The organism is Scytonema sp. UIC 10036 (genome assembly GCF_009725235.1).
The window spans coordinates 1-13842 of the sequence record NZ_WJFC01000281.1 but is presented as its reverse complement, the minus strand read 5'-3'; the positions used below and the strand labels follow the sequence as shown (position 1 = coordinate 13842).

Here is a 13842-nt window from a genome sequence, read left to right as displayed (position 1 = left end):
TTGTTTGTTTAGTGGTTAGTTGTTAGTGGTTTGTGGTTTGTGGTTAGTGGTTAGTGGTTAGTGGTTAGTGGGCAATACTTACTTTCTGCAAAATCTAAAATCCAAAATCCACGCATCCAAAATCTAAAATCTAAAATCTAAAATCCAAAATCTAAAATCCAAAATCTAAAATCCAAAATCTAAAATCCAAAATCTAAAATCCAAAATTATATTGGGGGGTACAGATCTATGTCAGCTAGCCAAATCCTGGCTCTTTGTGCTGATGCAGTTTTGTTAATTGGTGCATCCAGCATTTTTATTATTTGCCTGTTTTTTCTTCTCGAATGTGTTGCTGCTCTGTTGCCAATAGCCTCTTTTAAGTTTAAGGATAGTTGGCACAACATTAAAGTAGTTGTCTTAGTGCCCGCTCATAATGAAGAGCTTGTTATTGGAAAAACATTGGAAAAACTAACTCCTGTGTTGAAAAAACAAGACCGCTTGGTTGTTGTTGCTGATAATTGTACTGATGCAACGGCAAAAATTTCCCGTGCTGCTGGTGCTACAGTTATTGAACGTCATGACTCCTCTCGCAGGGGAAAAGGATATGCTCTAGACTATGGTTTGCGCTTTATTGAGTCGGAACCGCCTGATGTCGTCGTGTTGATGGATGCTGACTGTATAGCCCATCCAGGTGCAGTAGAGCAATTGAGTCAGTATGCGATCGCCACAGGACAACCCGTTCAGAGTATTTACTTGATGACAAAAGACCAAAACTCCAAGTCTTCAAGAGATTTTGTTGCACAATTTGCCAATATAGTGAGAAATTTAGTTCGTACACGTGGCTCGGCATTCTTAGGAGTACCTTGTTTGCTCAATGGAACGGGTATGGCTTTCCCTTGGGCTGTCATTCGCTCTGTAAATTTAGCCAGCGGTCATATTGTTGAAGATATGAAATTAGGGTTGGATTTAACTTTAACAGGGTACAAACCAATTTTTTGCTCGGAAGCAACAGTGACAGGATGTGTGCCATCTCAAGCACAAGCAGCTAGAACTCAAAAAACTCGTTGGGAGCACGGTCATCTACAGATGATACAAGCTTATCTTCCCATTTTGTTAAAAGAAGCTGTGAAACAGAGAAGGTTTGATTTAATGATGAGCGCTCTCGATTTGTGTGTTCCTCCTTTGTCTTTACTTGCAATCATCTGGTTAGCAGTTATGATAAGTTCTTTACTGGGTGTAGTCTTAGGGGCATCATGGATTCCATTTGCGATCGCAGCCACTGCCGGATTTTGTTTTCTCAGTGGAATTCTTGTCGCTTGGGCTAGATTTGCAAGTCTTGACTTACCTTTAGGTCAGTTATTAACTATTCCTTTGTACGTTCTTTGGAAGATTCCAGTGTATTTCAAGTTTTTAATAAAACCTCAAAGTACATGGATTCGTACAGAACGAGATGTTACTTAAATAGGAGAAGCTTTAAATGCGAGTTGCTATTGTTGCCGAACATGCTTCTAGTAAATTCGGTGGAGAAGCCTTTTTGCCACTCAATTATTTTAGGTTACTGCGAGCACGTAAAATAGAAGCCTGGTTGATTGTTCATGCTCGCACGCAAGCTGAACTAGAAGCACTGTTTCCAGAAGAACGCGATCGCATTTACTTCATATCTGATACTTGGATACACAAAATCCTGTGGCGCTGCACGCTGTTGTTGCCTAGAAGAGTTGCAGAAATGACCACAAGTTTGCTGAGTTATCTGTATACCCAAAGTCTTCAACGTAAAATCCTTCGCCAAATTGTTTGCCAAAACCATATAGATGTTGTGCATCAACCAATTCCCGTTGCACCTAAAATCCCCTCGCTGATATTTAATGTTGGAGCACCAGTTGTAATTGGTCCAATGAATGGTGGAATGGAATACCCTCCTGCTTTCCGCTTTCGAGAGAGCTTTTTGATTAAACCACTCGTTTCACTGGGACGCAAATTTGCAGATTTTTGCAATTATTTTTTACCTGGTAAAAGTAAAGCACAAACTCTACTCGTTAGCAACAACCGGACGAGAAAAGCACTTCCTACTGGCATATTTGGTAATATTATTGAACTAACAGAGAACGGTGTGGACTTGTCGGTGTGGGAGCCTGTTCCACTGGCATTGAAGACACTAAATCCAACAGGTATTAATTTTATTTTTGTCGGGCGGCTGGTAGACTGTAAAGCTGTGGACTTACTGCTTTTCGCCTTTCAACGAGTGGTTGCTCAAATAGAAGCTTGTTTGGAAATTGTTGGAGATGGCAATCAGCGGCAGAAACTGGAAGCTCTGACTCAGAGTTTAGGCTTGGCTAATCAAGTCACCTTCACTGGTTGGCTGTCTCAGAAGGAGTGCGCTACCAAGCTAAAGCATGGAGATGTACTCGTTATGCCAAGTTTGATAGAGTGTGGTGGAGCAGTCGTTCTGGAGGCAATGGCGATAGGATTACCTGTAATTGCAACGAAATGGGGTGGTCCCATGGATTATTTGGACGCCACTTGTGGTATTTTGGTTGAACCTTCTTCAAAAGAAGAGTTTATTAGTGGATTCACTAACGCTATGATAAAGCTCGCACAGTCACCTGAATTGCGCTTGCAAATGGGTTTTGCTGGGCAACAGCGTATCCGCGAGCATTTTGATTGGGAACGTAAAATTGACCGCATTCTCGATATTTATCAACAAACTTGTAAAATGTCAAAATTAAATCAAAGAAACCTCAAGTCGTTAATGCAGGTGAGTTAAATTTAACATTATACTGACTTGGGCAAGGGTTTGCTAAATAGCGCGTACAGTAGTCAACATGGGGGCAAAAAGCTCGGTTTTTCACAAGTCAGGAAGCTTGATATTTCTTATGTTTAATTTAAAGAAACCAGGTTTTTAGTATTACTGTACCAATGCTCTATCAAGTAATTACTGCTACTAACTTCTAGGCGATTTTCTTATATACTCTTTGGAAAATTCTTCTCTCCCTCAGGTTTGTGACTCAACTTCAAAATGTCTAAGTTCGTATAGACAACAGCGCTCGATGACTGGTGAACAGTGTCCAGCTTGATTTGTGCCTGGAATTTGTCTGTCTGCCGATCGTTCCTTTAAAGATAAAGAAAGCAGGAGCAACGTCATGAACTCTCAAAATGTATGTTTGACTGTGTTACTCAACTACCAAGTCAAAAGTCTGCAAAATTCACAAGTGATAATGTCTAGAAAGTTTTTCGATGAAATGAGTAAATTTTCCAGTTTCTGGCCTGGGAAAATGAGACTTCTTATAGAGCAAAATCCAGCAAATAACGAATTGCTAGAAACTGTCACTGTCAAACCAGAGGAGTTGCCATACGAGTTACAAATCGTTTCTTATCAAAATCTCCAACCTGCGGTTCTTTTAAAAAACACATCGATTGTATATACCGCCGTAGGGCATAAGCATAATACAATCAGTCAGCAATGCAAATTGGCTGGTGTTCCTTGTATTTACATTTCTGAATACAGCTTGAAAGCTAGAAAACAAATTAACAATATCACTACCAACAACCCAATTATCCGTTGGCGAAGAAATTTGTGGGCGGAAAATCAAGAAAGAAAACAGGTCAAGGGCATAAAGTTGGCAAACGGTATTCAGTGTAATGGAACTCCCACTTATGACGAATATCGTCAAATTAATTCCAATGCATTTTTATATTTTGATAACCGAGTGCCTGATAGTTTACTAGCAAAGTATCAAGAAGTTGAAGAAAGAACGAGTTACTTGTGTGAACGTGATGAACCTCTACGTCTTTGTTTCTCTGGTCGTCTAATTGAGATGAAAGGTGCTGACCACCTGATAGATATTGCTCAAGAACTCAAGCAATTAGGGGTTCGGTTTCAGATGTTTATTTTTGGTAATGGCGATCTGCAAGAGACCATGCAGTCTAGAATTGCAGCTAGCGAGTTGAGTGATTCTGTCAAAATGATGGGGATGCTAAGCTTTAATACACAACTGCTTCCTTTTGTCAAAAAAAATGTAGACTTGTTCGTTTGCTGTCACAGACAAAGCGATCCTTCATGTACCTACCTTGAAACAATGTCATGTGGTGTACCAATTATTGGATACAACAATGAAGCTTTTGCGGGAGTTGTACAACATTCTAGAACGGGATGGTTAATTGAGATGGATCGACCAAAAGCATTAGCTCAAAAAATAGCTGAGTTAGACAAGAACAGACAATTGATTAGAGAACAGTCGTTTCAAGCTTTAGACTTTGCTAAAGAACATTCATTTGAGAAAACATATGAAAGACGTCTTAGACATATACAAGAAACTTGCTACAATTTTTATGGTTGGCAACAGCATAGTTTCTCCTTGGTTTAAGCATAGATAAGTTAAAAAGTCAACAGTTAAACATATGACTGTTGGCTGAATAATTACGAATAATTTTTTTAACTATCCCAATCAACCTACTTGAAAACAGTGAAAAACTTTTTAAGAAATGCCGAAGTATGCTTTGTAGTATTAGGATTAAGTTTTTTTTCAGGAATATTCGGTATCGGTGCTATAGGTGATGTCATTCCAAGTGCTTTTACCTCATTAGTTAGATATTTAACTTGGTTTGGCTCAATTATTATTATTTTTGTGTGTTGGCAAAAATCTTTAATCACAGCTAGCCGAGGATTCTTACTTCTTGTATTGACAGTTTTATCTTTAATGTCATTTGGATGGTCAGAATATCCAGAATTCACAATATTGACTATAAACGAGGTCTTGATAATGACCTCTTTTGGCTTATATTTTGCTACACGATTTAACTTAAGAGAGCAGGTACAACTTATTGCTTTTACTTTATTATTAGGAGCTTTTCTTAGTATATTGTTTGCCATAGTGTTCCCTGCCATTGGGATACATGGATCTGACCACCCAGGAGCATGGAGAGGAGTGTATGGATACAAAAATACTCTGGGTAGCATGATGGTTCTAAGCTCGCTAGCCTTTTTTTCATTACCCAAGGAAACTTCAATTTTATATAAGTGGTTTGGGTTTGGTTTATCTATATGTCTGATGTTACTGTCAACATCAAAAACTTCTCTGATTCTTTCTTTCTTGCTTATATTAATGATGGTTTTTTATAAGAATTTTCGTTGGCAGGGGAAAATTAGTGTAATTTTTGTAGACATTGGAATTCTTGTGCTTGGATGTCTTGCTTTAGTCATTTTTAGTAATTGGATAGAACTCATTACTGGTTTAGGCAAAGATCCTACCCTAACCGGACGTACACCTCTATGGGCTATTGCCATATCTAGATTGATGGAAAGACCATTCTTTGGTTATGGACGTGGTGCTTATTGGGCTCCCGGAAGTAATTTTGCTGTGGAAGCAGGTAAATCGATATCTGGATGGATTCCACCCCATGCTCACAATGGTTTTCTTGATATAGCACTCGATCTTGGCTTAGTTGGTTTATCTCTTTTTCTAATAAGTTTTCTTTTCTCCTTTGTTCGGGCATTGAAACGAGCTTACGCGACTAAAGATGCTGAAGAACTTTGGCCATTAGCTTTTCTAACCTTTTTAGCAATGAATAACATGACAGAGAGTTTTTTGATGCGTCTCGCTAATTTATATTGGGTTCTTTTCATAACAGTTTCTTTGACTGTCAATCAAAGAAGAGTTAAACAAAACTAACAAAATAATTTTGACAATCGTTAAAAAAAATCAGTTTTTTAAAGATAAAACAAGGAAAAATATGAATCAAAAACCGTTGGTAAGTATTCTTATTAATAATTACAACTACGCGCACTTTTTACGTGAATCAATTGACAGTGCCTTGAATCAAGCATATCCTCGTATAGAAGTTGTTGTGGTTGATGATGGTTCTACAGATAACTCCAGGGACGTTATCAAGAGTTATGAGAATCAGATTGTTTCTGTCTTGAAGCAAAACGGAGGTCAAGCATCTGCTTTTAATGCAGGTTTTAAAGCTAGCAAAGGAGATATCATCTGTTTTCTTGATGCTGATGATTACTATAACTTAAATAAAGTCAGTCAAATAGTCAATCTATTCCAGAAAAATTCTGAATTAGGTTGGATTTTTCACGAACTAGATGATGTAGATGCAAATGGACATTCTTTAAGTTTCCGACTCAATCAAACAATTCACGAGCTTTCATTGGTTGATTTCCGCGAAAAGATGATTGAGGGAGGTAACCTACCCTATCTCCCAGCAACTAGTGGGTTGTGTTTCAAACGAAGTGTATTGGAGCAAATATTACCAATGCCAGAGCAACTTTTAATCTCTGCGGATAATTTTTTGCGTTTGGCAACAATTTCTAAGTCACCCGGTCTGTTATCTCCTGATACAATAGCGGTTCATCGCATTCATGGAGCGAACTTGTTTGAATTTAGAAAAGACTATGAATACATCAACGCTGCAACGAATATCAAAACGTGTTATTACCTGAGAAAGTGTTTTCCGGAAACTAAATATTACACTAATCGGCTTTATGCTCACGCAGTAGGAAGACTTATTGGGAAAACAAGTCTAACTAAGGTTTTACAAATACCTGAATTTAAAGAGTACATCAAAGAATACTTTTCTTTAGAATTTGGAATAGTGGGAGGTTCTAGAATCTTTTATAACTACCTTAAAAGTCTATTCATGAATTTTAAATTTTTCTTAAGGGGTAAGAGTAGTGTTTAAGAGGATATCTCTCGAAGTATCAGATTTTATTTAGCCTATCATTTTAGGAGGTTTTACTTTGCAACCTATTGGAGTTGTTGTCATCGGACGCAACGAAGGAGAGCGTCTCTATCATTGTTTAAAATCAGCGATCGGGGAAAACCGAATTGTTGTTTACGTTGATTCTGGCTCAACGGATAGTAGCGTCGCACTCGCTCAATCCCTTGATGTTCATGTAGTAGAACTTGATTCATCTATTCCTTTTACAGCAGCTCGTGCAAGAAATGTAGGTTTTGAACACTTATTGCAGGTGAACCCAGAGGTAGAATTTGTTCAATTTGTAGATGGAGACTGTCGAATTGTCGAAGGATGGTTGGAAAAGGCGGAGCGTAGTTTAGTCGCTCATCCAGATGTTGTAGTTGTGTGCGGACGTCGTCGAGAAGAATTTCCTCACAAATCAATTTACAATCTCCTCTGTGATATCGAATGGAATACCCCTGTCGGTGAAGCCAAGGCTTGTGGAGGTGACGCCATGATGCGGGTAAATGCATTCAAAAAGGTTGGAGGTTTCAATCCGGTACTAATCGCAGGAGAAGAACCAGAATTGTGCGTGCGGCTGCGTCAAATAGGTGGTAAAATTCTGCGTATTGATGCAGAAATGACTCTACACGATGCCCAAATTCTACGTTTTGGACAATGGTGGAAGCGAACAATTCGTAACGGTCATGCTTATGCAGAAGGTGCTTGGCTGCACGGTCGCAGCCCAGAGCGACATTGGGTGAGGGAAAGTCGTAGAATTTGGCTCTGGGGTTTGTTTTTTCCTTTGTTGGCGATCGCTGGTGTACTGCCAACAATGGGACTGAGCATAGTATTACTATTACTAGCTTATGCTTTTTTAGCTTACCGGGTGTATCGTTTCACGCGCAAAAGAAACTTTCCACCATCAGATGCAATTGTTTACGCTCTATTTTGCGTGTTAGATAAATTCCCTCAACTACAAGGTCAAATTAAGTTTCACCTGTCTCGCTTATCCAAGCAGCAGCGCACTATTGTGGAATACAAAATGGCTAATGGCTAATGGCTAATTGCTAATGGCTAATTGCTAATGGCTAATGACAAATGACAAATGACAAATGACAAATGACAAATGACAAAACTTAAATCAGCCGTAATTGGCACAGGGGCAATTTCTAAAGAGCATTTAAAATTTTTGTCTGAATGCGATCGCGCTCATCTAGCTGGTGTATGTGACCTTTCAAAAGCTGCGGCTAGATATGCAGCACGACGCTTTGGTGCTGACTCGCTCTACACGGATTACCGTCAAATGTTAGATGCGGTGAAGCCTGATGTAGTTCATATTTTGACTCCTCCTAATACTCACAAGCGGATTGCTAAGGATTGCTTGGAAGCTAACGTACACGTTTTTTGTGAGAAACCTATTACACCAACTTATGATGAATTCAAAGAACTTTGGACGTTCTCACAGTCTCAAAATCGTTGGCTAATTGAAAACCAAAACTACTGTTTCAACGAACAAGTCCTTGCTATCAAACAATTGGTTGATAATGGTACTATTGGTGAAGTGCAGGAAGTTGAAGTTCGCGTAGCAGTTGATGTTCGCAGTGGCGGACCATTTGCAGACGAAAATCTGCCCAATCCCATTCACAAACTTCCTGCAGGAGTTGTTCATGATTTTATTACACACCTGTGCTCCTTAGTGGTGCGCTTTATTCCAGATTTCGACCGTGTCAGCGCTGCTTGGAGCAATCACGGTGGTGGAGATTTATTCAAGTACGACGACTTAGATGCGATCGTCATTGGAGGCTCAAAACACGCTCGGATTCGATTCACCTGTCACGCGTTACCCCAGTGTTTCTTTGTTATAGTACGTGGTTCAAAAGGTTACGCGGAAACAGATTTATTTCAGCCTTACCTTCGCTGTGTTATACCTCGTGGCGGTAAATTACTCTCGCCGTTGATAAACCATTTTGTTAACGGATGGGAGTTGATGGGAGCTTCAATGACTAACTTCCGCCGCAAGGTTATGCAAAAAACTCCCTATGAAGGTCTGCACCGTCTTTTAGATAAAACTTATACAGCGTTAGCCAATGGCGAAATGCCACCAATTACTTTTGAGGACATGGAACGAACAAATCGTTTAGTGCAATTATTACTTCTGGAGGCAAATCAAATATGAGATTACTGATAACAGGAGCATCAGGTTATCTGGGTAAGTATGTTGTTGCGGAAGCCCTGCGACAGGGACATCAAGTGCGTGCAGTTGTAAGACCTGCAAGTTCTGTCACTCGCCTTGCTTGGCACAATCACCCATCAGTAGAACTTGTCCGTCTCGATTTGCGGCGAAAGGATGGGATTGTCGATGCTCTGCGGGGTGTAGATGCAGTCATCCATTTGGCAGTGGTTAAAGATGGTGACTTTTATGCTCGATTTGCTGGCACAGTTATTGCCACAGAAAACTTGCTTGATGCAATGATTCAAGCTGAAGTCTTCCGGTTAGTTGACATTAGCACCTTCTCGGTATACGACTACTCATCTGGTAGAGCAATTACTGAAGAGACTCCCCTTGAGACCAAACCTCTTGAGCGCGATGAGTACGCTCAAGTCAAGCTCCTCCAGGAAGAACTTGTCCGCGAGTTTGAGAAAAACTATAGAGCACCAGTGACATACATTCGTCCTGGAATGATTTATGGAAGAGATAACCTCTGGAATACTTGTATTGGAGCTCCGTTAGTTGGCAACTTATGGTTAAAAGTCGGTGGTAACGCAAAATGTCCATTGGCATATGTTGAAAATTGTGCAGATGCAATTATCAGGGCTGTAGAGCGTGATGAGGCAATTGGAGAAACTCTCAATATCATTGATGACAATTTGCCTACCCAAAATGTTTATGCCCAGAAACTGGCTCAACGTTTAGATTCTTTACCACGCATGATTTCCATTAGTTGGCCGGTCATGCGGTTCTTAGCATGGATTTTCTGGACGTATAACCAACAGATCCTGAAAGGGCAAGCAAGGTTTCCTGGTATCTTTATTCCCAGAGTGCTGGATGCTCGGTTTAAGCCGTTCCAATATCCCAACACTCGTGCCAAAAAAGTTTTGCAATGGCAACCCAAGTATTCTCTTGATGAGGCAATCGATCGCAGTTGTAGCGATATGGAACTGTTAGGCGTGCCTTCTCCCATACCTTCGTTACAAACTGTGGGGGGCTAGGTTATGCGGATTGCCTATCTAACGGGTGAGTATCCGAGAGCAACGGATACCTTTATTCAACGTGAAGTTGCTGGTTTGCGAGAACTTGGTGTAGAAGTTCATACCTTTTCCATTCGCCGCACGGGGGATGAACATATGGTAGGACCGGAACAGAAAAGCGAACGCGATCGCACCTTCTACATTCTTCCCCCCAATCCCATTGCTTTACTGTTGGCGCATCTGGGTCTATTTTTCAGTGCTCCAAGCAGATACTGGCGGGCGTTGAAGCTAGCATGGGCTACACAACAACCAGGATGGCGCGGATTAATCTATCAACTGTTCTACTTTGTGGAAGCCGGTATTCTCGCTCAACAAATCAAGATCAAGCGTATAGAACACCTGCACAATCACTTGGCAAGTTCTAGTGGTACTGTAGCAATGCTAGCATCTGAGTTAAGTGGGTTTACTTACAGCTTTACACTTCACGGCCCAAACATCTTTTTTGAACCTCACCGTTGGCGACTTGACGAAAAAATCAAGCGATCGCTGTTTGTCTGCTGTATCAGCCATTATGCCCGCAGCCAAGGAATGGTGTTTGCGCCTATTGACAAATGGAATAAAATGCACATCATTCATTGCGGTATCGATCCAACGTTATTTGATGTTGTGACTCACAACCACTTGGGAAAACGGCTGCTTTTTGTGGGACGACTGGCGGCTGTCAAAGGATTACCCATTCTACTAGAAAGCCTTGCTGCTTTAAAAGATACCCATCCAGATCTCGTGCTTACAGTGGTTGGAGATGGACCCGATCGATCCCAATTGGAAAAAATAACCGCCAAACTGGGATTGACAAATCGTGTTGAATATGTAGGTTATAAATCCCAAGCAGAAGTACGCCTGTATTTGCAACAGACAGATGTGTTTGTGATGTCCAGCTTTGCAGAAGGCATACCTGTTGTCCTGATGGAAGCCATGGCTGCAGGTGTGCCAGTTGTAGCAACGCAAATTGCTGGAGTCAGCGAGCTAGTCGAGAATGGTGTTAATGGCTACATTGTTCCAGCAGGGGATGCGATTTCCCTTGCAGATCGTATTGAAAAATTACTCCAAAATCCCGAACTGCGAGCAAAATTTGGCACGGCGGGTCGAGCAAAAGTTGAAAAAGAGTTTAACATTATCCACGAAGTGACGCGACTATATCACGTTATGAGTGAAGCATTACAAGGACGTGTAGAACCCATTCGTCCCCATCAATCACAAACGGAGACTTTACCAGTAAAAACCGCTGTTATCAGCAAAATGTAGCGCTTAAGCGCATGCGCCATAACTACAAACTAATAAAATTAGCGATTCCCTCAAATGTTCTTCTCTATGTATTCCCATATTCAATCCAATGATCAAGCCCAAAGTTCATTTTTACTTTGTTGACGCCCTACGCGGTATTGCAGCCTTATGGGTTGTTTTATCCCATGCTGCACTTGATGGGCGTATAGCCGCACTCACTGGTTCTTTACCCCAATGGTTTGCCACTTTTGTTTTTGACTGGGGAACCTTAGGTGTAGCCATCTTCTTTGTCTTAAGTGGTTTTGTAATTGCACACTCGCTGCGTGAGGCAAAGGTTGACTTGCTCTATACAGGGTATTTCAGTTTGCGTCGTTTGGCTCGATTGAATCCACCTTATTATGTATCTATTCTCGTAGTTTTAGGTTTTGGATTCCTGTCTTCACATCTCAAAGGTGTACCATTTGAGCCAATGGATCAACCTCTGTCTTTTCAGAGATTGTTAGCACACCTATTCTATTTGCAAGAACTTCTTGGCTTTAAAAATATTAATGATGTTTACTGGACGTTATCTCTGGAAATACAATTTTACCTAGTTTTTTGCGGGTTGTTATGGTTAACACAATGGCTCAGTTCTTCTAGGAATATTCGCTTTAGTCGAGCTCTTGTGTTTGTCCCCTCTGCTATTCTTGCTGCTTTGTTTCCTCTAGGTGTGTTTGAAGATCTTGGCAGACCAATTATATTTTTACCTTTGTGGTATGGATTTTTACTGGGTGTTTTTTCTTACTGGTCTTGGTACGGTCAGTTAAACCCCGTATTTTTTTATTTGTATTCAGGGTTTTTGGTTACGACTGCAACGGCTACAGCATCAAAGTTTGCGATCGCTTGTGTAATAACTGCCATAATTTTGTTGGAAGTAGGAAGAGCCAATCGCATGCATTGGTTGAAGTGGCAGGGGCTGCAATTTCTCGGTCGAGTTTCTTACAGCGTGTATTTAACTCATACTCCCATCCTTGGAGCTGTTTTTTTCATAGGATACAAGTTACTCAATCGCAGTGTTTTAAGTGAAGCCTTTTGCTTATTCCTGGGAATTATTGCTTGTGTCGGGTTTGCCACCATTATGTGGTACATAGTGGAGAAACCATCTATTGCTTTAAGCCAACAGATTAAACCCGCTCAAAAGCTTGAAAAGCCCACTCCCGTATAAGCGACTAATGAATATCAGGAAGATTTACACTTTGACCTACTCCATAAAAAATTATGAAATCTGTGAAAAAGCAAGCCATCCGTGGAGCCATTTGGACAGTGCTTGGGTTCGGCGGGATTCAAGTCCTACGGTTTGGTAACAATTTAATTCTCACTCGACTGCTTGTACCGGAGTTTTTTGGTTTAATGGCATTAGTTAATACCTTAAGAGTCGGTCTTGAATTATTCTCAGACCTTGGTATTGGTCAAAGTATAATCCACAGCAAGCGGGGAGACGATCCAGCTTTCCTGAGGACTGCAAAAACACTACAAGTCATTCGCGGTTTGATCGTCTGGATTGTCTGTCTTATTCTCACTTTTCCTATTGCAAGCTTTTATAATGACCAACGCTTTTTGTGGTTAATTCCCATAGTTGTGCTTTCCTCAGTTTTTGATGGATTTAGTTCTATTGGTTTGCACAGTCTTCACCGACGAATGGAATTGGGTAAGCTCAACCTTTACGAACTCGTATTGCAGTTGTGCTATCTTTCCAGCTTGATTGTCTTAGTTTGGTTCTACCCTAGTATTTGGACTTTAGGTTTTGGAGTGGCGCTAGGAGGACTGTACAAAATGATTAGCAGCTACTGGTTAGCACCTGAAGATCCCACTCGTTTCGGTTGGGAACCAGAAGCCCTCAACGAGATTTTATCCTTTGGGAAGTGGATGTTTATTTCATCAGGCTTGATGTTTGCTGCCGAGCAATCCGATCGGTTGGTATTAGGTAAGCTGCTGTCATTACAAATGCTAGGTGTTTACACAGTTGCTTATACTTTAGCAAGCATACCCCGAGATATTATCAGACAACTTAGTTATAAAGTGATTTTTCCCGCGATCTCAAACCTAAATGATGCACCAAGGGAAACCTTACGAGCAAAAATACTTCGTCAACGACGGCTTATGTTACTGGGGTTTGCGGTTGTATTAGCTTCTATTGTAACTGTCGGCGATATGGTAATTGCAGTCTTGTACGATAATAGGTATGCTGAAGCAACCTGGATGATGCCCATTTTATGCTGTGGTGTCTGGTTTTCCATACTATTCCATACAATCAGCCCTGCTTTATTAGCAATTGGCAAACCTCTTTACTCAGCCCAAAGTAATTTTGCTCGGTTTGCAACAATTACATTCATATTACCAGTTTTGTATTATAAATTCGGCACGCTTGGAGCAATTATAGTTATTGCATTGAGCGATTTTCCTCTATATGCAGTTAACCTTTACGGACTTTGGAAGGAAAAACTTTCTTGTTTTAGTCAAGATATTCAAATCACAGCCTTTTATACAGGAGTACTTGCTCTGTTTATTACAATTCGGAGTTATTTAGGATTTGGGCTGCCAATTCAATCTCTCTTTTAATCAAGTAGCGATTGGCGATTGGGGATTGGGGACTGGCAATTAGCGATTGGTGATTGGTAATTAGTTATTGAGTAGTTCTCTCCAGTCCCCAGTCCCCAATCCCCAGTC

General features: G+C 40.7%; 11 protein-coding genes. All 11 read left to right on the top strand.

Translation table 11 applies throughout. The features are described from left to right. The first annotated feature begins 228 nt into the window (after positions 1–228). The 11 genes from F7734_RS56600 (at position 229) to F7734_RS56550 (ending at position 13734) form a co-directional block, all read left to right on the top strand. Positions 229–1440, top strand: coding sequence for a glycosyltransferase family 2 protein (locus F7734_RS56600; RefSeq protein ID WP_155752928.1), 1212 nt, complete (start codon positions 229–231; stop codon positions 1438–1440). Positions 1441–1456: 16 nt separating this feature from the next. Then, the gene (locus tag F7734_RS56595) at positions 1457–2743 is read left to right on the top strand and encodes a glycosyltransferase family 4 protein (protein ID WP_155752927.1); all 1287 of its coding nucleotides are present in this window, start codon (positions 1457–1459) and stop codon (positions 2741–2743) included. 376 nt (positions 2744–3119) lie between these two features. Next, positions 3120–4343, top strand: a complete 1224-nt coding sequence (locus F7734_RS56590) for a glycosyltransferase (RefSeq protein ID WP_155752926.1) — start codon at positions 3120–3122, stop codon at positions 4341–4343. Between the two features lie 99 nt (positions 4344–4442). Next, on the top strand, positions 4443–5648 hold the full coding sequence (locus F7734_RS66590) for an O-antigen ligase family protein (protein WP_166482781.1): 1206 nt from the start codon (positions 4443–4445) through the stop codon (positions 5646–5648). A 61-nt stretch (positions 5649–5709) separates the two neighbouring features. Next, positions 5710–6663: a glycosyltransferase gene (locus F7734_RS56580; protein WP_155752924.1), complete on the top strand. Its 954-nt coding sequence runs from the start codon at positions 5710–5712 to the stop codon at positions 6661–6663. A 58-nt stretch (positions 6664–6721) separates the two neighbouring features. Beyond that, entirely contained in the window at positions 6722–7720 is a 999-nt protein-coding gene (locus F7734_RS56575) for a glycosyltransferase (protein WP_155752923.1), read from the top strand. A 69-nt stretch (positions 7721–7789) separates the two neighbouring features. Further along, a complete protein-coding gene (locus tag F7734_RS56570; protein WP_155752922.1) occupies positions 7790–8839 on the top strand; it encodes a Gfo/Idh/MocA family oxidoreductase in 1050 nt (349 codons plus the stop codon). Continuing rightward, positions 8836–9873 carry an NAD(P)-dependent oxidoreductase gene (locus F7734_RS56565; protein WP_155752921.1) on the top strand — a complete coding sequence of 346 codons (1038 nt, stop codon included), beginning with the start codon at positions 8836–8838 and terminating at the stop codon, positions 9871–9873. Before F7734_RS56570 ends, F7734_RS56565 begins: the two co-directional genes overlap by 4 nt. A 3-nt stretch (positions 9874–9876) precedes the next feature. Further along, entirely contained in the window at positions 9877–11157 is a 1281-nt protein-coding gene (locus F7734_RS56560) for a glycosyltransferase (protein WP_155752920.1), read from the top strand. Between the two features lie 88 nt (positions 11158–11245). After that, on the top strand, positions 11246–12340 hold the full coding sequence (locus F7734_RS56555; protein ID WP_155752919.1) for an acyltransferase: 1095 nt from the start codon (positions 11246–11248) through the stop codon (positions 12338–12340). Positions 12341–12393: 53 nt separating this feature from the next. Continuing rightward, positions 12394–13734: an oligosaccharide flippase family protein gene (locus F7734_RS56550; protein ID WP_155752918.1), complete on the top strand. Its 1341-nt coding sequence runs from the start codon at positions 12394–12396 to the stop codon at positions 13732–13734. Positions 13735–13842 lie beyond the last annotated feature (108 nt).